The 25,747-nt window shown below is 51.7% G+C and carries 28 protein-coding genes and 1 tRNA gene; 4 read left to right on the top strand and 25 right to left on the bottom strand.

Annotation, left to right across the window (positions count from 1 at the left end; translation table 11 throughout):
- Window positions 1–48: 48 nt before the first annotated feature.
- From trkA to ABIE64_RS13900, 7 genes are all read right to left on the bottom strand, one after another.
- Complete coding sequence (trkA, locus tag ABIE64_RS13930; RefSeq protein ID WP_007089555.1) at window positions 49–1,428, bottom strand: Trk system potassium transporter TrkA; 1,380 nt, start codon at window positions 1,426–1,428, stop codon at window positions 49–51.
- A 43-nt stretch (window positions 1,429–1,471) separates the two neighbouring features.
- Window positions 1,472–2,854, bottom strand: a complete 1,383-nt coding sequence (gene ntrX, locus ABIE64_RS13925) for a nitrogen assimilation response regulator NtrX (protein ID WP_007089554.1) — start codon at window positions 2,852–2,854, stop codon at window positions 1,472–1,474.
- A gap of 50 nt (window positions 2,855–2,904) precedes the next feature.
- The gene (locus tag ABIE64_RS13920; RefSeq protein WP_083379334.1) at window positions 2,905–5,178 is read right to left on the bottom strand and encodes a sensor histidine kinase NtrY-like; all 2,274 of its coding nucleotides are present in this window, start codon (window positions 5,176–5,178) and stop codon (window positions 2,905–2,907) included.
- Window positions 5,175–6,623, bottom strand: coding sequence for a nitrogen regulation protein NR(I) (gene ntrC / locus ABIE64_RS13915; RefSeq protein WP_007089552.1), 1,449 nt, complete (start codon window positions 6,621–6,623; stop codon window positions 5,175–5,177). Before ntrC ends, ABIE64_RS13920 begins: the two co-directional genes overlap by 4 nt.
- Entirely contained in the window at window positions 6,620–7,765 is a 1,146-nt protein-coding gene (locus ABIE64_RS13910; RefSeq protein ID WP_037992596.1) for a two-component system sensor histidine kinase NtrB, read from the bottom strand. The genes ntrC and ABIE64_RS13910 overlap by 4 nt, the downstream gene beginning before the upstream one ends.
- Before the next feature lie 43 nt (window positions 7,766–7,808).
- Window positions 7,809–8,813 carry a tRNA dihydrouridine synthase DusB gene (gene dusB / locus ABIE64_RS13905; RefSeq protein ID WP_071239989.1) on the bottom strand — a complete coding sequence of 335 codons (1,005 nt, stop codon included), beginning with the start codon at window positions 8,811–8,813 and terminating at the stop codon, window positions 7,809–7,811.
- A 129-nt stretch (window positions 8,814–8,942) separates the two neighbouring features.
- The gene (locus ABIE64_RS13900) at window positions 8,943–9,749 is read right to left on the bottom strand and encodes a cytochrome C assembly family protein (RefSeq protein ID WP_071239988.1); all 807 of its coding nucleotides are present in this window, start codon (window positions 9,747–9,749) and stop codon (window positions 8,943–8,945) included.
- A 116-nt stretch (window positions 9,750–9,865) separates the two neighbouring features.
- Here ABIE64_RS13900 and ABIE64_RS13895 point away from each other — a divergent pair, with 116 nt between their 5' ends.
- Window positions 9,866–11,059, top strand: coding sequence for a bifunctional 2-C-methyl-D-erythritol 4-phosphate cytidylyltransferase/2-C-methyl-D-erythritol 2,4-cyclodiphosphate synthase (locus ABIE64_RS13895; protein WP_071239987.1), 1,194 nt, complete (start codon window positions 9,866–9,868; stop codon window positions 11,057–11,059).
- Between the two features lie 65 nt (window positions 11,060–11,124).
- On the opposite strand, the gene ABIE64_RS13890 is transcribed toward ABIE64_RS13895, so the two are convergent.
- Together ABIE64_RS13890 and cutA are read right to left on the bottom strand one after the other, a co-directional pair.
- A complete protein-coding gene (locus tag ABIE64_RS13890; protein WP_037992603.1) occupies window positions 11,125–11,688 on the bottom strand; it encodes a septation protein A in 564 nt (187 codons plus the stop codon).
- Window positions 11,689–11,748: 60 nt separating this feature from the next.
- Window positions 11,749–12,105: a divalent-cation tolerance protein CutA gene (gene cutA / locus ABIE64_RS13885; protein WP_114093412.1), complete on the bottom strand. Its 357-nt coding sequence runs from the start codon at window positions 12,103–12,105 to the stop codon at window positions 11,749–11,751.
- A 104-nt stretch (window positions 12,106–12,209) separates the two neighbouring features.
- Here cutA and ABIE64_RS13880 point away from each other — a divergent pair, with 104 nt between their 5' ends.
- Both ABIE64_RS13880 and ABIE64_RS13875 read left to right on the top strand, forming a co-directional pair.
- Complete coding sequence (locus ABIE64_RS13880; RefSeq protein WP_007089545.1) at window positions 12,210–12,467, top strand: hypothetical protein; 258 nt, start codon at window positions 12,210–12,212, stop codon at window positions 12,465–12,467.
- Between the two features lie 226 nt (window positions 12,468–12,693).
- Window positions 12,694–13,140, top strand: a complete 447-nt coding sequence (locus ABIE64_RS13875; protein WP_114093411.1) for a histidine phosphatase family protein — start codon at window positions 12,694–12,696, stop codon at window positions 13,138–13,140.
- A gap of 48 nt (window positions 13,141–13,188) precedes the next feature.
- On the opposite strand, the gene ABIE64_RS13870 is transcribed toward ABIE64_RS13875, so the two are convergent.
- From ABIE64_RS13870 to ABIE64_RS13840, 7 genes are all read right to left on the bottom strand, one after another.
- Window positions 13,189–13,265, bottom strand: a tRNA-Pro gene (locus ABIE64_RS13870).
- Between the two features lie 69 nt (window positions 13,266–13,334).
- Entirely contained in the window at window positions 13,335–13,814 is a 480-nt protein-coding gene (locus ABIE64_RS13865) for a MerR family transcriptional regulator (protein ID WP_354377728.1), read from the bottom strand.
- Window positions 13,815–13,825: 11 nt separating this feature from the next.
- Window positions 13,826–14,116: an integration host factor subunit alpha gene (locus tag ABIE64_RS13860; RefSeq protein ID WP_007089542.1), complete on the bottom strand. Its 291-nt coding sequence runs from the start codon at window positions 14,114–14,116 to the stop codon at window positions 13,826–13,828.
- A gap of 154 nt (window positions 14,117–14,270) precedes the next feature.
- On the bottom strand, window positions 14,271–15,242 hold the full coding sequence (locus ABIE64_RS13855) for a beta-ketoacyl-ACP synthase III (protein ID WP_354377727.1): 972 nt from the start codon (window positions 15,240–15,242) through the stop codon (window positions 14,271–14,273).
- Window positions 15,243–15,285: 43 nt separating this feature from the next.
- Window positions 15,286–16,362: a phosphate acyltransferase PlsX gene (gene plsX / locus ABIE64_RS13850; RefSeq protein WP_037992611.1), complete on the bottom strand. Its 1,077-nt coding sequence runs from the start codon at window positions 16,360–16,362 to the stop codon at window positions 15,286–15,288.
- 262 nt (window positions 16,363–16,624) lie between these two features.
- Entirely contained in the window at window positions 16,625–17,197 is a 573-nt protein-coding gene (locus ABIE64_RS13845) for a YceD family protein (RefSeq protein WP_354377726.1), read from the bottom strand.
- Between the two features lie 12 nt (window positions 17,198–17,209).
- The gene (locus ABIE64_RS13840) at window positions 17,210–17,761 is read right to left on the bottom strand and encodes a ubiquinol-cytochrome C chaperone family protein (protein WP_037992659.1); all 552 of its coding nucleotides are present in this window, start codon (window positions 17,759–17,761) and stop codon (window positions 17,210–17,212) included.
- 163 nt (window positions 17,762–17,924) lie between these two features.
- On the opposite strand from ABIE64_RS13840, the gene ABIE64_RS13835 reads away from it, so the two are divergent.
- Window positions 17,925–18,374 (top strand): outer membrane protein assembly factor BamE, encoded by a 450-nt coding sequence (locus ABIE64_RS13835; protein ID WP_007089537.1) that lies wholly within the window; start codon window positions 17,925–17,927, stop codon window positions 18,372–18,374.
- A 15-nt stretch (window positions 18,375–18,389) separates the two neighbouring features.
- On the opposite strand, the gene thiL is transcribed toward ABIE64_RS13835, so the two are convergent.
- The 9 genes from thiL to rpiB all read right to left on the bottom strand — a co-directional run bounded on the left by thiL (window position 18,390) and on the right by rpiB (window position 25,510).
- Entirely contained in the window at window positions 18,390–19,367 is a 978-nt protein-coding gene (thiL, locus tag ABIE64_RS13830) for a thiamine-phosphate kinase (RefSeq protein WP_354377725.1), read from the bottom strand.
- A gap of 1 nt (window position 19,368) precedes the next feature.
- Complete coding sequence (gene nusB / locus ABIE64_RS13825; RefSeq protein ID WP_007089535.1) at window positions 19,369–19,866, bottom strand: transcription antitermination factor NusB; 498 nt, start codon at window positions 19,864–19,866, stop codon at window positions 19,369–19,371.
- The gene (gene ribH / locus ABIE64_RS13820) at window positions 19,866–20,330 is read right to left on the bottom strand and encodes a 6,7-dimethyl-8-ribityllumazine synthase (RefSeq protein WP_007089534.1); all 465 of its coding nucleotides are present in this window, start codon (window positions 20,328–20,330) and stop codon (window positions 19,866–19,868) included. The genes nusB and ribH overlap by 1 nt, the downstream gene beginning before the upstream one ends.
- A 2-nt stretch (window positions 20,331–20,332) precedes the next feature.
- On the bottom strand, window positions 20,333–21,487 hold the full coding sequence (gene ribB / locus ABIE64_RS13815; RefSeq protein WP_354377724.1) for a 3,4-dihydroxy-2-butanone-4-phosphate synthase: 1,155 nt from the start codon (window positions 21,485–21,487) through the stop codon (window positions 20,333–20,335).
- A 6-nt stretch (window positions 21,488–21,493) separates the two neighbouring features.
- A complete protein-coding gene (locus tag ABIE64_RS13810) occupies window positions 21,494–22,081 on the bottom strand; it encodes a riboflavin synthase (RefSeq protein WP_354377723.1) in 588 nt (195 codons plus the stop codon).
- 4 nt (window positions 22,082–22,085) lie between these two features.
- Entirely contained in the window at window positions 22,086–23,207 is a 1,122-nt protein-coding gene (gene ribD, locus ABIE64_RS13805) for a bifunctional diaminohydroxyphosphoribosylaminopyrimidine deaminase/5-amino-6-(5-phosphoribosylamino)uracil reductase RibD (protein ID WP_354377722.1), read from the bottom strand.
- A complete protein-coding gene (gene nrdR / locus ABIE64_RS13800) occupies window positions 23,207–23,680 on the bottom strand; it encodes a transcriptional regulator NrdR (RefSeq protein ID WP_007089530.1) in 474 nt (157 codons plus the stop codon). Before nrdR ends, ribD begins: the two co-directional genes overlap by 1 nt.
- Before the next feature lie 24 nt (window positions 23,681–23,704).
- On the bottom strand, window positions 23,705–24,979 hold the full coding sequence (glyA, locus tag ABIE64_RS13795) for a serine hydroxymethyltransferase (RefSeq protein ID WP_354377721.1): 1,275 nt from the start codon (window positions 24,977–24,979) through the stop codon (window positions 23,705–23,707).
- An 84-nt stretch (window positions 24,980–25,063) separates the two neighbouring features.
- A complete protein-coding gene (rpiB, locus tag ABIE64_RS13790) occupies window positions 25,064–25,510 on the bottom strand; it encodes a ribose 5-phosphate isomerase B (protein WP_354377720.1) in 447 nt (148 codons plus the stop codon).
- Window positions 25,511–25,747: the final 237 nt, after the last annotated feature.

The following is a 25,747-nucleotide window of genomic DNA, read 5'->3' as shown; positions in this document are numbered from 1 at the left end:
CGCACGTTAATCTGATTTACAATAATAATGCTGCAAGCCTTTGAATTTTTAGAAATATTCCAGCCGTACGGCAAACATCTTTTCGACCTTTTTTATTTGCTCGGAGCCCGCAAAGACCACAATCCGGTCATTGGCTTCGATTACCGTATTGGCGCGTGGCATCACGACTTCGCCATCGCGCAGGATTGCACCAAACACAACGCCTGCCGGCATGGCGATATCCTTGATCGCCTTGCCGACAATTGGTGCTGTCTCAAGTGCTTCGGCTTCCAGAACTTCGCCAAATCCTTCGGAAAGACTGTGCACCGCACGAATTCGCCCACGGCGAACATGGTGCAGAATGGTCGACACCGTCGTCATGCGCGGGCTGATGACAACGTCAATCCCAAGCTCGGAAACCAAAGATGTATAGGTGCTTTTGTTAATCAGGGTCAGCGCGCGCGGGCAGCCATACCGTTTCGCCAGAAGCGATGACAGAATGTTGGTTTCATCATCGTTAGTCAGCGCGACAACCGCCTCGGCATTGCCGACATTGGCCTCTTCAAGCAGTTCGGGATCAAGCACATCCCCGCGCAGAACCACGCTTTTCTTGGGCAGTTTCTGAGCTACGAAACGGGCACGTTCCGGATCAGCCTCGATCAGGCGGGTAGTGACACCTGGGAAGTTCTGATTGATTTCCTCGGCCAGGAAAAGTGCAATGTTCCCACCCCCGAAAATAACAATGCGTCGTGCTTCCGGGTCTTCGTGACCAAAGGCCGACATGGCACGATCCACCTGGTCACTGGACACCGCCAGATAGACCAGATCACCAGCCAGCATCTGATCATCGCCCTTGGGATAAACCGGTTTATCATTACGGATCATGCCAAGGATCGAAATATTCAGATCCGGAAAAAGCTGATGCAATTGACGAAGCGGTGTATTGATCACCGGACAATCTTCGTTGCAGCGAAGACCAAGGATTTTGACCTTGTCATCCGCAAACGGGATCATGTCGAATGCACCGGGTGCCCGCAAACGCCGTGCGACGGCGCGGGCAACTTCCATTTCAGGGGAAATCACAACGTCGATCGGCAACTTTTCACGGCCAAACAGGCTTGCCCATTCTGGCTGCAGATAGGTCTGGCTGCGAATACGGGCGATTTTCGTCGGCACATTAAACAGCGAATGCGCAACCTGACAGGCCGTCATGTTGACTTCGTCGGCAAAGGTCACCGCGATCAGCATATCTGCTTCATCGGCACCTGCCTGCTGCAAGACATCAGGATGTGATCCAAAGCCAATGATCCCCTTGACTTCCAGTGTATCGGAAATCTTGCGAACCAATTCTTCCGATTGGTCGATAACCGTCACATCATTGTTTTCGGCAGCAAGGTATTTGGCGATGTGGAAGCCCACCTGCCCGGCGCCGCAAATGATGACCTTCATTGTTTCGTCTCCCGTTCAAAAGTTCCGGATCGTATGAGGCGGCTTATTCAGCACGTTCTCCATTCACGCCCAGACTTTTGAGTTTTCGATGCAAGGCCGAACGTTCCATTCCTACAAAACTTGCGGTTTTGGAAATATTCCCGCCAAAGCGCTCTACCTGTGTCTGAAGATATTCCTTTTCGAACATCTCGCGGGCTTCACGCAGTGGCAATGCCATGATTTCACTGGTTTTATCAAAATTCAAAGATACAGGAACATCTTCAAACAGCTCGGCTGGCAGCATTTTACCGCTGATAATATCCGTACTGTCATCCGGCGCCATGATCATCAATCGTTCAATCACATTTCGCAGTTGACGAACGTTTCCCGGCCAGTCATAGGAATGCAACGCAGCCAATGCTTCCCCCGACAGTTTACGCTTTGGCAGGCCGGTCGCTTCGGCGTAACGCACAAGGAACCATTCGGCAAGATCCGGGATATCATCGCGACGTTGCTGCAATGACGGCACCTGCAAGGGTACAACATTCAGACGGTAGTATAAATCCTGACGGAAACGCTGTTCAGCAATACGCTCTTCCAGGTCGCGCGCAGTCGTCGCAACGACACGAACATCAACACTGACCGGAACAGAACCACCAACACGTTCAAAGGTTTGTTCTTGCAGCACACGAACGATTTTTCCTTGCGTTTCCAGTGGCATATCAGCCACTTCATCAAGCAAAAGCGTACCGCCATGTGCGAGTTCGAGCACCCCGGTGCGGGCTTCCCGATTTGCAGCCGCAACCGCACCAAACAGGGATTCCTCCATCGTTTCCGGCGAAATATTTGCGCAGTTCAGCACAACGAATGGTGCATCTGAACGGGCGGAATTTTTGTGGATCAGGCGCGCGACAACCTCTTTTCCCGAACCAGCAGGGCCTGAAATCAGGATACGGCTTCCTGTGCGGGCAACCCGATCAATGGCCTGGCGCAATCCGTTGATGGCACTTGAACTGCCGACAAGTTCGGTATCGCCCCCTGCCCGCATGGTTAGTTCGCGGTTTTCGCGGCGCAGGCGCGCATCATCAATGGCACGTTCAACCACCAGCAAAAGCCGATCCGTATTGAACGGTTTTTCGATGAAATCATATGCCCCGTTGCGTGAAGCTTCAAGCGCGGTTTCAATATTTCCGTGGCCGGAAATCATGACTACTGGGACTTCGCTATGCTCACGTTTGATCAGCTTCAGAGTCTCGATACCGTCGTGATCGCTTTCATCCATCCAGATATCGAGGATAACAAGGCTCGGACGGCGAGCAGCAACCTCGGAAAGCGCTTCCTGGCTGGAGCCTGCCTGACGGGTCTTGTGTCCTTCGTCTTCCAGAATTCCGGCAATCAGAGCCCGGATATCTTCTTCATCATCGACGATCAGAATATCGTGCGCCATGTCTTGACCAATATGCCCGTATTTAAATTATTGCTGATGAAACAACCAGATCAGTTGTTCAAAGAATTGCTGTCCGCAGTATCTTCTGCAGTTATGTGTTTGCCTGCGGTCGGAAACGCCAGCGTAACGGTTGCACCGCTCTCGACACCGTCGGCAAGTATAAGCTCTCCGCCATGGTCTTCCATGATTTTCTTGACGATTGCAAGACCAAGACCAGTACCTTTTGATCGTGTGGTGACGTAGGGTTCGGTCAGCCTTTCACGGTTTTCAACCGGCAGACCTTTGCCATTATCCGAAACTGTCACATAGATACGTTGATTTTCATCAGAACGTGTTACAGAAATTTCGATACGTCCTTGCGGAAGCTCGGTAACATCACCTTCCCGCCCCTCGATCGCCTCTGCGGCGTTTTTAAGGGTGTTGGTAAGACATTGGTTAACCTGACGCGCATCACAGGATACCTCAATTTCACGTCCTGCCTTTGCGTCGAAGTCATAGATGATTTTGGTGTAAGCCTGTTTTTGCAGGAACACGGCACCTTTCACCAGATCAACAATCTTTTCCGATTTCATCTTTGGCGATGGCATTCGGGCAAAGCTTGAAAATTCGTCAACCATGCGTCCAATATCTCCAACCTGACGAATAATCGTGTCGGTACAGGTTTTAAATACCTCGGTATCGCTTTGAATTTCCTTCAGATATCGACGTTTAAGACGTTCTGCTGAGAGCTGTATCGGAGTTAGCGGGTTCTTGATCTCGTGGGCGATACGGCGGGCAACATCGGCCCATGCGGCCATCCGTTGCGCGGTTTGAAGTTCAGTGACATCGTCAAAAGTTACGACATATCCGAAAATAGACCGGTCTTCCGCACGCTCGATCGTGACGCGCGCTAAAAGCATAAGGTTCAAACCATCGCGCCGTATTTCGATCTGCCGTGATTTACTGCGATCCCCTTCCTTGCTGAGATCTTCGAACAACACGGAAAATTCCGGGATAACCTCGCAGATCGACTTCCCGATAGCCCCATCCAGATCAATTCCCATCAGGTCCGACGCACTGCGGTTTGGAAGATTGATGTGACACTCTTCATCCAGTCCGATAACGCCTGCCGTCACACCACCCAAAATGGCTTCTGTAAAGCGCCGACGTTCATCATTCAGGCGGTTGGCCGCCACCAGTTCCGTTCGCTGCGTGTCAAGCTGGGACGTCATGCGATTGAAGGCACGGGTTAATGCCTCAAGCTCGTCCTCCTGCCCCGCAAGCGGAACGCGGAAGGTTAAATCGCCATCGCTGACTTTTTCGGCACCGATGATCAACTGAGAAATCGGTTCAACCAATCGCGTTGCGACCATCAGCCCTAGCGTAACCGCCGCCAAAAGCAGAACAACCGCGATCAGAACAAAGATCATGACAAAGGTGATCACGATCCCTGATCGTTCGCCTTCAAGGTTTTCGTATGCGGTAACCGCTTTGCGGGCCTTATCGATACGTTCCAGCACATTGGGATCGACGAACCGGCCAACAAGAAGATACCCGTCGATGAAGCTATCAAGATGTGTCATTGCGCGGATGCGATTATCGCTATTGCCCAAAATCAGAACCACATCATTATTTCGAGCGCGATCATATACTTCCTGCGGGATTGGCGACAAAACCGGATCGTATGAGAAACTGTAATCGGATTGCGCCAGAACGGCTCCGCTTCCATCAATAATGACGGCTTCGGGCAAACCACGTGCATCTGCCTGCGCCGTCAGAATTCTGTTGATCCGCTCCCGATCAGTCGCAAAGTTGACGCCAAGACGTTGAAGGTCATTGGCCGTTGCCAGAACATCGGCCCGGATCAGTTCCTGATGTTCTTTCAGATATGCTTCGGCAATCACCATACTTTCTTCGACGGCGGTTCGGATGCGATCACTGAACCATCCCTGAATACCGAAATGCAGGAACAACGCGGAAAATACGGCAACGATAATCGCTGGCGTTACCGCGACCAGTGAAAACAGCAGAACCATTCTTGTATGCAGTTTGGCGCCGGCCGTACCACGACGTCGCTCTGCCCATATCTGGACGAGCTTGCGGGCAACCAGCGTGGCAAGAGCAAGAACAAGAACAAGGTCAATATTCAGCAAAAGGATGATCAGACGAGGTTCTGGCCGTAGCGGTGCGGTACCGGTCATCGCGAGATAGGTCGCAAGAACAGATACAAGCGCGGCACAGACCAAACCTATCGCAAACTTTCGCGATTGGCTAAGTCGCCCCAGAAACCTGACAAACCACGACTGCATCAGACGACTGGTGACGGGTCGTCCGGCTTCGGTCATTTTGCGCCCCTAACAACTTCCAGTCCGAGATCACGAATTTTCTTGCGCAGGGTATTGCGATTAAGCCCAAGAACCTCGGCTGCCTTCACCTGATTGCCCCTGGTCGCTTCCAGTGTAACGGTCAAAAGCGGGCGTTCCATTTCACGCAGAATACGATCATAGAGACCACTTGATGGCAAATCCTCGTCATGGGCATCGTAATACTCGCGAACATGACGTTCGATCGATTCCGCAAGTGACTGAGGCTCTCCGACTGGGGCTGACTCGCTGATGTTATTTTCGGAAAACTCGGTTTCGATAACATCGACACCAATCACATCATGCGAATATAGAGCCGTCAGACGGCGAACCATGTTTTCCAGTTCGCGGATGTTGCCCGGCCAGCGATGCACCTTCAAACGCGCCATCGCATCGGAAGAAAGCGTCTTGCGAGGAAGTCCCTCTTCGCTTGCCTGCATCAGGAAGTGATTGACCAGTTCCGGGATATCTTCAAGCCGCTCCCGAAGGGATGGCAAACGGATCGGCACGACATTCAGGCGATAGAATAAATCCTCGCGGAAAGTTCCTTCGCGGATCAGTTTGCGCAGATCGCGATGTGTTGCCGCAACAATACGAACATTAACGCGGATTGGCGTGCGCCCGCCAACACGGGTATATTCGCCTTCCTGAAGGACACGAAGCAAACGGGTTTGGGCTTCAAGCGGCATATCACCGATTTCATCGAGAAACAGCGTACCGCCCTCGGCCTGCTCAAAGCGGCCAACCTTGCGTTCGTTGGCACCGGTGAAAGCACCCTTTTCATGACCGAACAACTCGCTTTCGATCAGTTCACGCGGGATTGCTGCCATGTTAATGGCAACGAACGGCCCATGACGACGACCGCCATATTCATGAAGTGCACGCGCTACCAGCTCCTTGCCGGTACCACTTTCACCAGTCACCATCACTGTCAGGTCGGTGTTCATCAACCGGGCCAGCGCACGATAGATTTCCTGCATTGCCGCGGAACGACCGATCAATGGCAGACGGTCATCACCTTCATCATCTGATGATTTGGCATTGTCGGCGGCTTGTGGTGTTTCAAGCGCACGATCAACAATGCTGATCAACTCGTTTAAATCAAAAGGTTTTGGAAGATATTCAAATGCACCGCGCTGTGCTGCTTTTACGGCTGTCATCAGGGTGTTCTGCGCGCTCATGACGATAACGCGTAAATCCGGTCGAAGCTTGCGGATACGCGGCACCATATCAAGCCCGTTTTCATCTGGCATCATAACATCCGTAATCACCAGATCGCCGTCCCCATCGGCAATCCAGTCCCACAAGGTACGTCCGTGACCTGTACTGCGGACCTCGTGCCCCTGACGCGACAGAGCCTGCGTCAGAACAGTACGGATCGCACGGTCATCATCAGCAACAAGAATTCTGGCCGGGCTCGGGCTCATACGGTTTCTTCCTTGTTTTTCATTATATTATCCGCACTGACGTCTTCGGCCAACGTGCGGTTATAGATCGGCAGCATGATCTGAAATTCGGCACCGCCCCCCGGTGCGTCTTTCACTTCTATAACACCACCATGGTCATTGATAATTTTTGCCACCAACGCCAATCCCAGTCCGGAACCGGTTGGTTTGGTGGTCACAAACGGATCAAACAGGCTTTCGCGCATATCGGGCGCAATGCCCGGTCCATTGTCGCGCACCGAAACAACCAGTGGCAAATGCACACGTGCATCTCCGCCAGCCACAGCCAGACGGATACCATGCTGGTAACGCGTTGAAATCACAATATGACCGCTGTCATGGTCGACAGCCTCGCCTGCATTTTTAAGAAGGTTCAGAAATACCTGAATCAGCTGATCGCGGTTGCCAAATACCGGTGGCAACGACGGGTCATAGATTTCTTCGAATGCAAGGTGTTTGCCAAAACCGTTTTCAGCAAGCCTGCGGACATGTTCAAGCACGGTATGAATGTTAACCGCACCGCGTTCCATCGGCTTGTCGGAAAAGATTTCCATGCGGTCAACAAGGTCAACGATCCGGTCGGCCTCATCACATATCAACCGCGTTAGTACCCGGTCGTCTTCATTCGATGTTTGTTCAAGCAACTGTGCCGCACCACGGATACCCGATAGCGGATTTTTAATCTCGTGCGCAAGGATTGCTGCCATCGCACTTACCGAACGTGCCGAATTCCGGCTTAACAACTGATTATCAATCTTCTGAGCGATAGAGCGCGGCTCGAACGTCAGAACAGCGCAATCAGGTTCATCTGGCATCGAGCCCACTGTCAGATTGACGGTATGTTTGCCAATCTTCGGGCTTTCGATCAGAAGATTATGATCCGCCACCAAGGTTGCTTCGTCGATGGCCTGACTGATCAACGAGAAAACCGGGCTATCACCGGGAATGAAGTCCTTGAGGTTGCTGCGGCACAAAACGGCGGCGCTGGTATTGAACAGCTGTTCCGTCGCCTGATTGACGAAGCGGATTTTGCCATCCCGATCAGAAACGACGACCGCACTGGCAATTGCATTAAGCACGCCAGTCGGGTCTACCCCGTTTCCTTTGCCAAATCCAAGTCTCATTCAAATTTTCCCCGATAATATCGCTATTTAATTCTTGTTTTTCTCAGGCCGCGGCCTGTTTATCTGCATTTTCGATCAATGGCTCGTAGAATGCCTGGATCTGATACTTGACTTCAAATGGGTCACTTAACTCATTCACAATACGACGGAATTCAGTCGCATTACGCAAACTGTTGCAATACCACGCCAAATGTTTTCTTGCGATACGAACACCTTGCTGACCGTGATGATCAATCATCGCATCATAATGACTAAGGATCGTTTGCAGTTGCACAGCAAGCGACGGCGCTGACAGTTTCTGACCGGTTTTCAAATAATGTGATACCTGTGCCAGAAACCACGGTCGTCCCTGCGCGCCACGCCCCACCATTACACCATCAGCACCGGAACGTTTCAGAAGCTCTGCCGCATCTTCCTCGCTATTGACGTCCCCATTGCCGATAACCGGGATCGATACAGCCTGTTTGACCAGTGCAATTGCGTCCCAGTCCGCATCGCCTTTATAAAACTGGCAGCGTGTCCGACCATGGATGGTCAACATCGCAATTCCCAGATCCTCGGCGATTTTTGCCAGACGCGGCGCATTACGATTGTCATCGTCCCATCCCAAACGCATCTTAAGCGTCACGGGTACGGAAACGGCATTGACAGTTGCCTCAATGATATCGGCAGCAAGATTCTCATCACGCATCAGGGCCGATCCGGCATAGCCCTTTGTGACCTTTTTGGCAGGACAGCCCATATTGATGTCAATGATCATAGCACCGCGATCTTCGTTCATCTTTGCGGCAAGCGCCATCTCATCGGGTTCAGTTCCGGCAAGCTGAATGGAAAGCGGGCTTTCGGCTGCACAATCGCCGTGCATTTTGCGCACTTCTTTTTGATGGCGCTGGATACGTGTCATGGCATCAGACGCAATCATTTCCGAGACAACCAGATGCCCGCCAAACTGGCGCACCTGTTGCCGAAAAGGAAGGTCAGTCACACCTGACATTGGTGCCAAGATGACATTCTCTGGCACATTTACAGAACCGATCTGCAAAGACATGAAGGAAATCCGATTGCCTAAAACTTGGGCAGATTAATGAAACTGGCTCGGCGTTGCAACAACTCTAAGCGAATTGGCGAATATAAGCCAACCAACACGGCCACCACCTTTAAACAAGGCCCGGAATATTCATCCGATCAGATATCCCGAAACAAATCGAACGCCCGGGAATGCCAGGGTAAGCAGCAGCCATGCCCCCAGCACAAACCGAACAGCCATACGCCCGCGCAGAGTGGATTTTTCATGAATGAATATCAGGCCGCAAATCACGGCAAAACCAAGCAGGGTAAGAAGCATCTTGTGATCAAGATAGAGCAGCGATTGTCCCTCGACCTGGCGCAATGCAAAACCGGTAATAATTCCGATCACAAGGACCCATGCCGACCATTTCAGAAAACTCACAAGCATGTGTTCGCTGTCGCGCAACGGCGGCAGGCGACGGGTCCAGCGGTTTGGACGGCGATTTTTAAGTGCATCTTCCTGAATAACATAGCCCATGGCCGCAATTGCAGACAGTGTCACAAGCGCATAGGTTACAAGTGACGTTCCGATATGAACCCAAAGCCAGCCAGAATAAAGAACCGGTTCTGCAACCGACGGGTCAGCAACCGGTTCAAAGACGTTAAAAACAGCTGCAACTCCACCGAATGCCAAAAGATATCCACCGATATAACCGGCAAGACGCCAGATTTGTTTCGGCCCGTTGCATATGACAAGCCCGCCAAAGATCAGGATCACGGAAAGTTCCGACCAATGCAAAGCCGCTGTAAATCCGCGCGATTGCACTTCCTCGCCCGTCAGGCCAAGCACGATCACCGTACCAGCCGCGGCAACAAATATGGACAAAAACAGCCATATGTCGCGCTGCGGGTCGCGCCGCATGATTTGCGTGGTTAGCGGTAGCAAACATAAGATATGTAAGGCGGCAGCAATCATGTTCGGATCCGGCCTAAAGGCGTTTACATCATAACATCAGGCAAATGGCGACTTGGCAAAGTCATCGCAGAAAGATAGCCTGCGGCGCAATTCAGACAAGTCACGGCATCACGTTTATGACCAAAAAAATCGCAGTTGTCATCGTTGCAGCAGGCAGCGGTAGCAGATTTGGTGATCCGATACCAAAACAATATCATCTGCTTGGCGCAAAGACATTGCTGCGTCACTGCATTGAGAGCTTCGCTAAGCATGTGCCGTCCGAACTGATTAGGGTCATTTATAATCCTGACCATCAGGATTTGTACGATAATTCGGTTAAAGGCCTATCCTTGGACGCCCCAGTGCCCGGCGGAGTGACAAGACAACAATCTGTCCTGAACGGATTACGTTCACTGGAAAATGAAAACCCTGACCACGTGCTTATTCATGATGCGGCAAGGCCGGGCATTTCAGACGATGTTATCGACCGCGTCATCTCAGCTCTGGCGACATATCAGGGTGCCATTCCCACCCTTCCCGTTCTCGACACCATCAAGCAGACGGAATCCACCGGGATAATTAGACGAACCATTCCACGAGAACAGCTTCATCGCGCCCAGACACCTCAGGGATTTCATTTCAAAACGATCCTTGATGCTCACCAACAGTTTGAGGGGCACGAATTCACTGATGATGCCGCCCTGCTGGAACAACTTGGCCTGGATGTGGTCTGCGTAGAGGGGGCTGTTTCAAACGACAAAATTACGCGCCCCGACGATATTGGGCGCGCCCGTGACTGGATTACCCCTGTTCCAGCCTCAGAGAAAGACAGCGATATGACCCACGAAGAGTTCCGGGCTGGTACCGGTTTTGACGTTCATCGATTTGCCCCAGGTGACCATTGTATCCTTTGCGGTGTCAAAGTCCCCCATTCCGCACGCCTTGAAGGCCATTCCGATGCGGATGTCGGCCTGCATACGTTAACAGACGCATTGTTGGGTGCCATTGGTGCCGGCGATATCGGCCAACATTTCCCGCCTTCTGACATGAAATGGAAGGGGGCAGCATCGGATCAGTTTGTTCTTCACGCAGTCAATCTGATCCGCGAACGCGGCGGACGCATCGTCAATGCGGATATCACCCTGATCTGTGAGCGGCCCAAAATAGGACCGCATACACCGGCCATGCGCGAAAAGGTTGCTGAAATTCTTGGTGTTGAAGTTGATCGCGTCAATGTGAAGGCGACGACGACAGAGCGCCTGGGCTTCACCGGACGCGAGGAAGGTATCGCGGCTCAGGCTGCGGTCAGCGTCGCCCTACCCGTCAAATAGCGTGTTCTTCCATTCAATAAGAAAGGCAGGATGAAAATCCCTCCTTTCTTATTTTCGTTCAGACCTTATGCCGGAGATGAACCGTTCTCTTTTTCTGGCAATTGATGTTTCATCAGGACTGGAACCTGGGCCATGCCAAACACCATGGTCAGCGGCATAATCCCCCATACCTTGAACGCAACCCATGTATCGGTCGAAAAATTGCGCCAGACAATTTCATTGATCACGGCAAGAACGACGAAGAAAATGCTCCAGCGCCAGGTCAGGATGCGCCATCCTTCGTCCGTCGCCTTAAATGCACTTTCCAAAACCAATTTCAAAAACAGCTTTCCAGCAATCAAACCGCCAAACAGGATCGCTGCAAACAGCAGATTGACAATCGTCGGCTTGATTTTAATGAACAGATCATTGTCGAGATAAAGCGTTAAGCCGCCAAACACGATCACGAAAGCGCCGCCAATCAACGGCATCACCGGAATGGTTCGGGCAATAGCATACGATACTGCCAGCGCAACCACTGTTGCCGTTACAAAAACCGCTGTTGCAGTCATAAGATTGGTTGTCGCATTGACTGCGAAAAACAGGATCAGCGGCCCCATTTCAAGGGCAAGTTTTGTAAGCTGGTTCATTGGTCACTTCGTTAAATGTAAAATTTCGGCCATCCTAGGGGCCAAAGGCCATTGATGCAATCAATTCGGGATTGTTGCCCCTGCGACCTGACCGCGCAACCAATCGACATATGGTCCATTTCCCCTGCCTAATGGAATTTCCAGAATACAGGGAACATCATAGGGGTGATGATCTGTGATCCATTCCGAAAGCGCCGTTGCCGCTGTGCTGGTCGATTTCAGAATGATAACTATCTCGTTTTCTTCTTCGATATCGCCATCCCATTCATAGATTGCCGTCATTTGGGGTATGATATTCGCGCAGGCCGCCAATCTTTCTCGAACGGCACCGCCCGCAATCAAGCGGGCGACTTCCATGTCCGGCGCGGTCACATAAAGAAAGACCATGTCACTACGATCAAAGGACTTCGATGTCATGGTGATTGCCCCTCGGTTCATTATCCGTCACACTTACCTGCAATATATAGCTTCATCATCACATCGCGCCACACACAAACCTATTCTATCAATTCAGGGATGCCATGACGGGGAAAAAGCAGGTGAAACCGACACAAACACAACTCGATTGGTTGCGCCGTGGCCTTAGCCAGCCGGGTGGAAAGTTGCCGCTCTTTGACACCAATGGCAAGCAAATCAGTGAAAAAACAGTCAAAAGCTGCATTGATCATGGATGGGCTGCCCCATGGTTTGACAACCCGATCAAACCGGACTGGCTGATTTGCAAACTGACCGATGAAGGTCGTAGGGTTGCGACCTCTGTTGCTGATAAAAACGCATAAGGACATCCGGTCGCGATCCCGAACCGCTCCACTGATCTAATCAGCATATCCACGGGTATCAAGGTTAATTACCTTTTGCCAATGACTGTGCCCAATCATGTGTTCATTTATCAGAAATACGGTTGCTGTTCTCACCCTCGCATGCTCCTTTGTCGCACACAGCGCCAAAGCGTCAGATACCGAGCACGCGTGGGATATATGGCATCAGCCAGGTGTGCACGCGCTAATGCGCCATGCCATTGCACCGGGTACTGGCGATCCGGAAAACTTCACCATTGGCGATTGTAGCACCCAACGAAATCTTGACGAGACCGGCCGCAATCAGGCGCGCGCCATCGGCGAACGCGTCCGTGAAGCGGGCATTGAGTTGGATGTAATTCTCAGCAGTCAGTGGTGTCGCTGTTTGGAAACCGCCAGCTTGCTTGACCTTGGCCCCGTGACAGAAGAACCGGCACTTAATTCGTTTTTCCGTGATAGCGGTACCAAGAAAACTCAAACAGACCAAATCATTGACCGACTTGGTGCACTTCCTGAAGGAAGCAAGGTCCTGTTGATTACCCATCAGGTGAATATCACCGCATTAACCGGCATCTATCCGAGATCAGGCGAAATCATTTTGATCCGTGTTGACGAAAATAACACCGTGGAAATGCTTGCCCGACTGATGCCGTAGCCTCACCAGTACCAATGATCGCATATCAGATTTTGATGGAGAATAAATTGGTCGGAGCGAGAGGATTCGAACCTCCGACCCCCTGCACCCCATGCAGGTGCGCTACCAGGCTGCGCCACGCTCCGACCGCAAAGAATGCGTCATTTGACGCGGCTCGATAAATAGCCGCGCAAGCCCAAAGACGCAAATGGTTTTTACGTATTTTTTTCCGACTGTTGCAGGGCCGACCTGAGGATGCCTTGAAGCTCTTCCAATTCACCTAACAGGTTTGCAAGAACAGTCTTATTTGGTGTTCCTGCTGTGCTTGTCGAATAAGCCATATCTGATGCTTCATCCGATGGACCATCGACGGTTTCAGCCAGCGACGCCACCGCGACTTCCGAAGGCAACTGCCCCTTGTTCTGATCAAGCAACTTTTGCACACCCTTGATGGTGTAGCCCTGATCATGGAGCAGTGAACGAATATCAGCCAGCAACACCAGATCTTCCGGGCGATAATAACGTCGCCCGCCAGCACGTTTCATTGGTTTGATCTGAGGAAACTTGGATTCCCAAAAACGCAGGACATGCTGCTGCAGCCCCAGCTCTTTTGCTGCTTCGCTAATTGTACGAAACGCAGAGTCAGACTTTGCTGTGCGGCGGTTTTCCGCCTCAGCCCCCAAGTTATTTTTCATGAGTTCAGTTCTTAAGCGTTAATGCGTGCTTTCAACACCTGCGACGGCCGGAACACAAGCACTTTGCGCGGCAGGATTGGCACTTCTTCACCTGTCTTGGGATTGCGACCAATGCGCTGTCCCTTCTGGCGAACGGAAAAACTGCCAAACGAGGAAATCTTTACGACTTCATCCTTGATCAAGGCAGATGAAATTTCGTCGAGAACCGTTTCCAGCAACTGGGCGGACTCGTTACGCGACAAACCGACTTCCTGATAAACGGCTTCGGCAAGATCAGCGCGGGTAATCGTAGCTTCCGACATAACAGGCCGCCTCCTTAAAACGGGACTTTATACACAAGGCTATATCTGGTGGCGAAATCAGTCAATATCAACAGGATACATCGCTTTGCGGCAGAATGTTGTGTTTTTTAAGCAAATGCTTTGTTTTTGTCAGATATCCCACAGAATCCAGAGCTTACCAGCGAACCAGTGTTGCGCCCCAAGTGAAACCGCCGCCCATCGCTTCCAGAATTACAATATCACCACGCTTGATCCGGCCATCATGAACGGCTTCGGCAAGTGCCAGGGGAATCGACGCCGCGGACGTGTTCGCGTGACGATCAACCGTAATGACCACCTTGTCTTCAGAAATGCCAAACTTTCTGGCAGTGCTGTCAAGAATGCGACGATTGGCCTGATGTGGCACGAGCCAATCAATATCCGCGGCTTCAAGCCCGGTATCGGCAAGGACTTCGCGAATAACGCCTGCAAGGTTGGTCACTGCATGGCGGAAAACTTCCTTGCCTTCCATCTGAAGAAAACCAACAGTCTGGGTCGTTGATGGACCGCCATTGACATACAGCAGTTCGTATTTACCACCATCCGAATGCAATCGACTTGCGAGAATACCTTGATCCTCGACGGTGCCCTTGCCTTCAACGGCCTGAACGACAACCGCCCCTGCTCCGTCCCCGAACAAAACGCATGTCCGGCGGTCTTCCCAATCCAGAATACGCGAAAATGTTTCTGCCCCGATCACGAGAACCGTTTTTGCCTGACCGTTTCGGATATACATGTCCGCAGTGGTAAGGGCGTAGACGAAGCCCGAGCAAACCGCCTGAACGTCGAAGGCAAAACCGACAACGCCCAGTCGATGCTGAACCTTTGTTGCCGTTGCCGGAAAGGTATTATCGGGTGTCGCGGTCGCAACGATAATCATGTCAATGTCCGCGGCAGTTACACCGGCATGTTCCATTGCACGTGTTGCAGCAGCAACCGCAAGATCACTGGTGGTTTCCCCTTCGGCAGCGATATGACGCTGTCGTATTCCCGTCCGCGCAACGATCCATTCATCAGATGTATCGACGCGCTTTGCCAGTTCATCATTGGTTACAACATTCGAAGGAAGATAAGAACCGCAACCAATAATGCGAGAACGAACAGTCATGATTTAAGAACCGCCAGTTTTAGTGGGAATAGTTGGGACAGTATCAGTCGACCTGGCCAGCTGCGAGGGCGATGGTTTCCTCATCGATCGGAGCTTTGGAAATCGCTTCTTCGAAGGCGGCAAGTTCACCCTTGATCGTTTCGTTCAGCCGGTTCGCAATAAGGTCGTGACAAACGCCAATGGCATTCGAGAACCCCAGCGCATCGGTGCCACCGTGGCTTTTGACGGCAATCCCGTTCAGCCCCAGCAGCATCGCACCATTGTAACGACGCGGGTCCATACGTTCCCGAAAACGCTGCAATGAACGACGGGCCAACAGATAGCCGACCTTCGCCCAGAATGAACTTTTGAAAGTTTCACGCAGAAAGTGCACCAGCAGTCGCGCCGTTCCTTCGGCGGTTTTAAGTGCAACGTTACCGGTAAAGCCGTCGGTCACAATCACGTCCACGGTACCCTTGGCAAGGTCATCGCCTTCAACAAATCCTTCGAAGCGGATCGGAAGGTCGATTTCACGAAGTATCGCTGCGGCTTTCTTGACCGACTCATTGCCTTTTAGTTCTTCAATCCCGACATTGAGCAAGCCCACAGAAGGCCTTTCAATACCAAACAGAATGCGTGCGAAAACCTCGCCCATAAGCGCGAACTGCACCAGGTTGTTCTCATCACATTCAATGTTGGCGCCAAGATCGAGCATGACAGTCTCGCCGCGCTGGGTTGGCATATAGGTCGCAATTGCAGGCCGGTCGATACCACGTACGGTTTTAAGGACGAATTTGGCCATAGCCATCAGAGCACCGGTATTTCCGGCAGATACGACGCCTTGTGCGTCCCCCTCTTTAACAGCATTGATGGCCAGTCGCATGCTGGAATCCCGACGCTGCCGCAAGGCAACAGACGGTTTGTCATCCATCGTCACTTCTTGAGAGGCATGACGAATTTGACTGACGGTTTCGAGCCCCGGATATTTGGCGAGCAGCGGTTTAAGCCGCGCTTCATCCCCAAACATCAAAAATTTAAGATGAGGCAACCGTTTCAGGGCAATTTCTGCACCCGCCACGACCATCTCAGGCGCGTGGTCTCCTCCCATCGCGTCAAGTGATATGCAGACCTGTTCAGGCAATGTATTCTCTTATGGTTGTTCTAAAACATCTGAACCGGAATTTACCGGCAGGCTTGCCTATCGGCTAAACTTGTCTTCGGCATGCCGGAAAGCCCGTAATTACCGGAATTCTCAGCCAGATACAAGGTAAAGCCGATAGGCAATCAAAAGCGACCAGTATCCGGCTTGCTCTTCGTCTTTTCGGTTAAAAGCGTAAAATGCCGGTCGTTACCGGCATTTTTCTGACATTTTACGTGACGAAAAACGCAACCAGAATGGTAATTTAGTTTTTCTTCTCTAGCTTGTCCTTAAGACCTGCGAGTTTTGCAAACGGGTTGGGACGTTCTTCTTCGTCTTCCGATTTGACCACTTCCGCAACTTTCGCGCCGTCCTTGCGCGGATAAGGGTTCATGGCTACAGCAAGAAACTGTGCGACGACTTCACCAACATCAATTTTGCCATCTACCAATGGCTCTGGCTGATCCAGAAGCGCCATAAGCTCTTCTTCGGAAAGATCATCCAGATCATCGGGATTCGAAGGAAGGTCATCTTCGGATACGTGCGGAGAAAACAGAACCTCCACCTCGTCTTCGATGGTTTCGGGGACCGGCTCGAGTGTCGCAACACAACGCTGAACAATATCGGCATGCATGGGACCACGAAGGGTGACTTCGCCATTGCCTGCCGTCGTAATCGTCAGGGTTGCTTTTAAACTATTAATAGCAATCAGTTCGAAACGTTCAGCAAGCGCCTTGCGCTCCTTTTCATTTGCTTCGATCTCGATCTTGCTTTTTTTCCCGACCTGTTCGTCCGTATTAACGATGCGGGAAAATTCGGGTGTAATCTGTTCAGGCATTGGGGCCTCTTTCTATTCGGTTGGTGCAACGGCGACTTCCGGCACAGCCGGAAAATGGATAACGCCATTGTGTAATTCTTCGGTTTTCTGACGGTCAAGGTGTGCAAGGGCATCATTGATATAACCGACCATGGCCATCAATTGCGTATCACTAGCCTCGTTGTCGGCATATAGATTGCGGTTGAGTGCGGCGGCAAGTTCTATTGCACCGGATTGAACACCCTCTTCGTAGGCGACAATGCGACCGTGATAGGACTCCGACATTTTCCGGATGCGCTTAAGGATTCCGACATCACCAATTCCCATCTCACGCATATTCTGGTCAAGATCGGAAAACATCACGTCAAAGATTTCTTGCGCCAGTTCACGACTTTCATTGTCTTTTTTCAGACGCCGAAACAGAACAAAGGCATGCACCAGAATTAGGTCAAATCGCCCTTCCATGGTATCTGCGACGCCAAGGCGTGTATAGAATTCTGGCTTGCGCGCCTGCCCCACCATTCCGGTGTAAAGCGCAAAGGCAGCACTTTGTTTGCGGTCTTTTTTCTTCAACCAGCCGAACAACAGTAACACTCCTTCGTTGACATTCCAGCCATGGCACGCAGAATGCCGTAAATTTCCCGGGGCGGCATCGCCCCAACATTGCCCGGCAATATCATGCGCCCAGCGCTGAAACTCAAGGCAATTCCTTAATGACTTTAACTGGCTGATCGCTTTGGTGAGTTCCATGCATACAAGAACAACACGCCTTTCCCTTATGATGCTGGCCGGATTGGCAGTGGCATTTGTTGCTGCCTGCAGCCCGCGTATCGCAACGCGCGGTAATGCTCCTGAACCCGAAGTTCTCGAACAAATCATCGTCGGGCAATCCACAAAGGGCGATGTGACCGATCTTTTGGGATCGCCATCAAGCGTTGCCGCCTTTGACGAAAATGTCTGGCTTTATATTTCGCGCAGAACCGAAACAATTGCGTTTCTGGCACCGGATGTCGTTGAGCAAAAGGTCATTCTCGTCAGTTTTGATGCGGCAAACCGGGTCGATATCCTAAGCGAATATGACCTTGAAGACGGTAAACCAGTCATTCCGACGGATCGGATCACGCCAACCGCAGGCAAGGAAATTACAGTTCTGCAGCAGCTGTTTGGCAATCTTGGTCGCTTCAGCGAAACCAAATAAATTCCAAATTCGTTTTCAGGCTTTGAAATGGTCGAACCCGTCATCGGCGAGTTCGACTATTTTTTTGTCGGCTCCGATGAGGTCGACCTGTCCAGGCTGGTCCGTCACCTTGCCAATGACCGTGACATCGTTACCCAACGTTTTGATATCTGCTTGATCGGCGCAAATCAGAAGTTCGTAATCATCCCCGCCCCCCAGCACAGACGCCCATAGGGCGGGATCGGTATTTACCGCATTCATCGCTGCCTTTGATAATGGAATAAGATCCTTGTCAAAAACCATGCCGACACCAGACGCCAAACAAATCTTGCGACAATCCCCGGCCAATCCGTCCGAAATATCCATCGCAGCATAGCGGCCATAAGCATCAGCGCATTTTCTGCCAATCGTCAGGCGTGGTTGCGGTAACAGGTATCGCGACGAAAGATAGGCACTATCGGCGGCGTCCAGCCCCATAAGGTTGCCCTGTAAGACCTTTAAGCCGAGTGCGCCATCGCCCATTGTACCGGTAACCGCAATCAAATCACCCGGTTTGGCCGCATCCCGCCGCATGGCGCGCCCAATTGGCACGGCACCGAACGCCGTCAGGCTGAAAAATGTGGGACCCGGTGTTCCAACAGTATCGCCCCCCAGAAGCGGGGTATCATAGGTAGCACAATCCTGCCCCAAACCGTTCGCAAAGGAAGCGATCCAGTCTTCGGAAAGGTCGCGATTATAACCAGCCGTTAGCAGCACCCCCAAAGGATAAGCCCCCATAGCTGCAAGGTCAGACAGATTGACACGCATAACCTTGCGCGCGATGTCGGCCGGATCATCCTGACTGCGAAAATGTACATCGGCCACAAGTGCGTCGACCGTAACAACAATTTCGTGCCCATCAGGTGGAGACAAAAGAGCCGCATCGTCCAGAAGGGACAATGCGGCTTTTGACTTTTGCGCGATGGGCGCAAAATGACGTGCGATCAGATCGAATTCTCCTGATCGCGCAACCATATCAATTCTTACCAGCTTCACCCGCACGAAGCGTTTTGCCGATCCGGTCAAGGACAGCGTTTACAAGCTTCGGCTCGGTTTCGTCAAAGAACGAATGGGCAGCGTCCACATATTCAGTGATGACAACGCGCATCGGTACATCTTCGCGCATCATCAACTCATAGGTTCCTGCACGCAGAATACAGCGCAAAACAGTTTCAAGACGTTTGGTTGTCCAACCCTTTTCCAGAGCTGAGTCGATCAGCCCGTCAAGATCGACCGTGCGCGCAGTAACCCCCTGAACCAGGTCGGCAAAAAATCCGCGATCCGGATCAATCAGATTGTCATTGGGCTCATCAAGGTCGCGAATACCTTCGCCATCAAGACGGAAATCCGAATATTCGCGCACGACGTCACCGGCCGAAAGCTGGGAAAGCTCTGCCTGGTATAGCGCCTGAATGGCGGCAAAACGCGCAGCACTGCGTCGTTGGGCGGCTGATGCCTTGGGTTTATCAGTCATTACTTGTGATGTATTCCAAAATGGTTTTGAACTTCAATCATACGAAGAACAGCACGGGCGGCCTCGCCACCTTTATTCTTCTGATCTGCCTTGGCGCGTGCAAGTGCCTGGGCTTCATTTTCAACGGTCAGGATGCCATTGCCGATCGCCAGACGGTAATCAAGGCAAAGCTGCATCAATGCGCGATTTGCTTCTTCACAGATATGGTCGTAATGCGTTGTTTCACCGCGAATAACGCAGCCAAGTGCCAAGTAGCCATCATAGCGCGGACCAGTCGCAAGATCAGCCATGGACTGAACAGCGTAGCGGATTGCTATCGGAACCTCGAAGGCACCTGAAACAGAAATCCGGTCCCAGGTTGCACCGCCAGCTTCGAGCGTCGACGCAGCCCCTTTGACCAGATCTTCGACGATATGGGTGTAATAAGGCGCATCAACGATCAGAATGTGCGGACCGTTACTCATGTTTATTCCTCCGAGACAACAAGCGGACGCTGATCAACCAGATTTAGACCGAACCCGTCAAGTCCTACGATGTGTCTTTTGGTATTTGAAAGCAAAATCATATCGCGAACGCCAAGATCAAGCAGGATCTGTGCGCCAACACCATAGTCACGCAAATCAGAGTCGTCAGCAGATTTTGCGATTTCCTGACGCAGAGCATCTCCGTCCCCGCCATTGAGCTCGATAAGCTTTGCAATAGACGATGAAAGCGTATTGGGGCGCGGTTCACGGATGAGAACAATAACGCCACGCCCCTCCTCGCCAATCTGCCGCATTGCGGCCTGCAACTCGCCGCCATGCGCTCCTTGCCGGTCGCCAAGCACATCTTCAAGCACATTCAATGCGTGGACACGCGTCAGAACCGGCTCTGCATCAGAAATGTCGCCCTTCACCAAAGCAATATGTTCGGCATATGTGACATTGTTGACATACAGATTGAGCTCAAACTCGCCGCCATGCACCGAATTGATTTTTGTTGTCGCCTTACGCTGAACAACTCTTTCATGCTTCCGGCGATAGCGGATCAAATCGGCAATCTGGGCGATTTTGAGATTATGCTTTTTGGCGAACTCGACAAGCTCCGGCAAACGCGCCATTTCGCCGCTTTCGCTCATGATCTCGCAAATAACGCCAGATGGATTGAGGCCCGCAAGGCGCGAAATATCAACCGATGCTTCGGTATGCCCCGCCCGCACAAGAACACCACCTGGACGCGCGCGCAAAGGAAAGACATGCCCCGGGGTCACTATATCGTCGGAAGTTGATTTTGTATCAATCGCGACGGAAATTGTTCGCGCCCTGTCCGGGGCGGAAATACCGGTTGTCACACCTGTCGCCGCTTCGATCGAAACTGTAAACGCCGTTTCATGCCGCGTACCATTTCGCGCGCTCATCAAAGGCAGCCCAAGATGATCGCAACGTTCGGATTCCAGCGTCAGACAAATAAGCCCACGGCCATGAGTTGCCATAAAGTTTACGGCATCCGGTGTTGCCATTTGGGCCGGAATAACCAGATCACCCTCGTTTTCCCGGTCCTCGTCATCGACAAGAATAAACATCCGGCCATTTCGGGCTTCTTCAATAACATCTTCAATTGGTGACAGATAACGATGCGGCATGGTCGTTCAATCCTTACCCAGCATGCGCGCGACATAACGCGCCAGCATATCAATCTCGAAATTGATCCGGTCACCTGGTTGTTTCGATCCCAGCGTCGTGTGAGTCTGGGTATGGGATATCAGATTGATACCAAAAGTGTTTCCGTCAACCTCATTGACAGTCAATGAAACACCTTCAAGCGTTACCGAGCCTTTTGACGCAATGTATTTCGCAAAAGCTTCAGGAACCTCGAATGTCAAACGAAGGGAATCACCTTCGGGAATGCGTTTTGTCAGCGTCGCAACACCGTCCACATGACCGGATACGATATGCCCGCCCAACTCGTCCCCGATCCGTGTGGCCTGTTCCAGATTTATGCGCGATCCGACCTCAAGATCGCCCAAAGTCGTCTTATCAAGACTTTCGGCAGATGCCTCGATGGCAAACCAGTCCGAACCAGTTTCGATCACGGTCATGCACGCACCATTACAGGCAATCGACGCCCCAAGAGCGATTTTAGAGGTATCAAAAGCGGTCGAGAATTCGAAACGGGTGTCGCCGCGTTTTTCGATCTTCCGAACAGATCCTATATCCGTAATGATGCCAGTGAACATTTATCTATTCCGTTATTTTTTCGTAAGTTATCGCAATATCTTTGCCAACTGGACGAACAGATTTGCGCTGAAAACGTGGCATGTCTGAAAGGTGATCAAGCCCGAGCTCAGCGATCATCGCCTTGCCTTCTGCCCCGATCAGGGATGGTGCAATGAAATGAACCACCCGATCAATCAAATCTCGATGCACCAAGTCGGCAGCCAGATTGCCGCCACTTTCAACCAAAACACGCGTCAGACCCTGCTCGCCCAAACGTTTCATCACGTCATTTAGGTCGAAATGATCATTCTTGCACCCGGCAGTAAGTACTTTGACCCCGGATTTTCCAAATTTTTCAAAAACTTCGTCAAGTTTGTCTTGGGATGTAATGATCCAGGTAGGGACTTTTTGGGCACCACGGACCAATTCCGCCGATACAGGTACATCGCCATTGCGATCAAGGACAACACGAACAGGTGATTGGGCTTCTCGTCCGGGGATACGGCATGTGAGAGTGGGGTTATCAACAATGACAGTCTTGGCACCAACAAGGATTGCATCGTGATTGGCTCTCAACAGGTGACCACACTCACGCGCAATATCCCCCGTTATCCACTGGCTCTGACCAGAGCGCGTCGCGGATCGGGCATCGATGGTGGATGCCAGTTTTAATGTAATGATCGGCCGACCAGAAACAATGCGCGATAGGAACCCAGCATTGATGCGATGGGCTTCGTCGCCATAAAGCCCTGTTTCAACCGTGATGCCCGCATCACGCAACATTTTGTACCCTTTTCCTGAAACACGACGATCAGGATCTTCGAGGGCGCTGACGACACGCTTTACACCGGATTCGATCAGTCCCAACGCACAAGGCGGCGATTTACCAAAATGACTACAGGGTTCGAGCGTTACATAGGCAGTAGAGTTGCGTGCTTTATCGCCTGCCTCATCAAGTGCGACACGCTCTGCATGTGGGCGACCGCCCGGCTTGGTAAAACCACGACCGACGATTGCCCCTTCAGAAGAAACCAGAACACACCCAACTGACGGGTTGGGCCAGACATTTCCCAGACCACGTTTTGACAGGCTTAGCGCAACCCGCATGAAATGCCGGTCGTCATCTGAAAACGCGGTGGCTGTCATTACTCTGTGTCCGCCTCTTCTTCCCCATCATGCATGTTTTCCACGAACTGCTCAAAGTCGCGGGCTTCTCGGAAATTTTTATACACCGAAGCATAACGGACATAAGCAACCTGATCGAGAGCGATCAAAGCTCCCATGACCATTTCTCCGATTGTGTCGGTAGAAATGTCGCTTTCACCACTGCTTTCAAGGCGTCGTTGAATGCCGTTTAACGCCTTTTCGACACGTTCGTCCTCAATCGGGCGCTTCCGGCAGGCAAGAAAGATTGATCGCGCCAGTTTGTCACGATCAAACAATTCGCGTTGCCCGTCCTTTTTCACCACCATCAATTCACGCAGCTGAACACGTTCAAATGTCGTGAATCGGGACCCGCAGGCCGGACAAAACCGGCGTCTGCGAATTGCGTGATGTTCCTCGGTCGGACGGGAGTCCTTGACCTGGGTGTCTGTATGGCCGCAGAACGGACAACGCATTGTTTTTACTCTCTCCCGATATAATCAGGCATAAATCGGGAAGCGTTTGCAAAGGTCTTCGACCTTGGTGCGAACTGCCGTTTCGACCTGGGCATTGCCATCAGGATTATCAACAAGAGCATCAAGCACATCGCCAATCAGTTCACCGATCTGCCTGAATTCCTCGACACCAAAACCGCGCGTGGTGCCTGCCGGTGTCCCCAAACGAACGCCGGACGTGATGGTCGGTTTCTCGGTATCGAACGGAATGCCGTTTTTGTTGCAAGTGATTCCTGCACGCTCAAGCGCAACTTCTGCATTGTTGCCTTTGAGGCCTTTCGGACGCAGGTCAACCAGCATCAGATGCGTATCGGTGCCTCCGGTCACGATATCGAAACCACGCTTGACCAGAACTTCGGCCAATGCCTTCGCGTTATCGACAACCTGCTGCGCATATTCCTTGAATTCGGGGCGCAATGCTTCGCCAAAGGCAACCGCCTTGGCAGCGATAACATGCATCAATGGGCCGCCCTGCAAGCCAGGGAAGACTGCCGAATTGATCTTTTTGCCGATTTCAACATTATTCGACAGGATCATACCGCCACGCGGACCGCGAAGGGTTTTATGCGTCGTGGTTGTCACGACATCGGCGTAGGGAATTGGGCTCGGATGAACGCCACCGGCGACAAGACCGGCGAAATGCGCCATATCAACCATCAACAACGCACCGACCTTGTCGGCGATTTCACGGAAGCGTTTGAAATCGATCTGGCGCGGAATGGCTGAACCACCTGCAATGATCAGTGTCGGCTTGTGTTCCACAGCAAGAGCTTCGACCTGATCGTAATCAAGCGTCAGATCGTCTTCACGCACACCATACTGGATGGCATTGAACCATTTGCCAGAAAGTGCCGGGCGTGCTCCGTGGGTAAGATGCCCGCCAGCGTCAAGCGACATGCCAAGGATGGTATCCCCCGGCTTGCAAAGGGCAAGCATGACCGCACCATTTGCCTGCGCGCCAGAATGCGGCTGCACGTTGACAAATTCACACCCAAACAGTTCTTTTGCACGATTGATCGCAAGTTCTTCTGCAACGTCGACAAACTCGCAGCCACCATAATACCGGCGCGAAGGATAGCCTTCGGCGTATTTGTTGGTCAGAACCGTTCCCTGTGCCTCGATCACAGCCTTGGAAACAATGTTTTCCGAAGCAATCATTTCGATCTGGTTCTGCTGGCGATCCAGTTCATCGGTAATCGATTTGAACAGTGCCGGATCTGCTTCTGACAAGCTGGTAGAGAAAAAGCCTTTGAATGACATTATGGGGCCTCTCGATACAATGTGGCGGGGCCGAACGCAGCAAAGTTCGAAACCCGTACCGGGTTATTGCCAGGTGGCGAAAAATCAGTCGGTAAGTGAAGAAAGCTTTTCAACACGCCGTTCGTGACGACCGCCTTCGAATTCAGTCATCATAAACGCGTTAACGCAATCAAGCGCCGTCGCATCACCCAAAAGGCGTGCGCCGAGGCACAGAACATTGGCGTTGTTGTGCTGACGGCAAAGTTCGGCTGACAGGCGATCATGTACTAAGGCAGCACGAATTTGAGGATATCGGTTGGCAGCGATGCTCATACCGATCCCGGAACCGCATACAAGAATACCGCGTTCAGCCTTGCCATCGATAATCGATTTGGCAACGGATTTCGCATAATCCGGGTAATCAACTGACGTAGAACCGTCGGTTCCAAGGTCGAGAACCTCCCAGCCATTTCCGGCAAGCGACTTGATGATTTGGGATTTAAGTTCAACACCACCGTGATCGGCAGCGATGGCAATGGTCTTGGCTGTCATATGCGAGCCCTTGGTAAATACGCCAAACAGTAATTTGGAGCGCCTTTTAGCACATAGCTTCGCAACTGCCAACGCACAGCGGCCTATGTTGCCAAAGTTTTAAGTCAGCAACTTTTAAGCGTACAGAACAACACTTGACTACACTTAAAAAAGACATTCACCCCCATTGCGTTAGAAAATCATCAACTAAAGAAAAACAACGACACATATACATTGATATAAACCCCACCATACGCT

The sequence above is a fragment of the Thalassospira sp. MBR-102 genome (genome assembly GCF_040549275.1).
GTDB classification, from domain to species: domain Bacteria; phylum Pseudomonadota; class Alphaproteobacteria; order Rhodospirillales; family Thalassospiraceae; genus Thalassospira; species Thalassospira xiamenensis.
The sequence above is the reverse complement of the archived record's forward strand: the minus strand, read 5'-3'. Positions and strand labels throughout refer to the sequence as shown.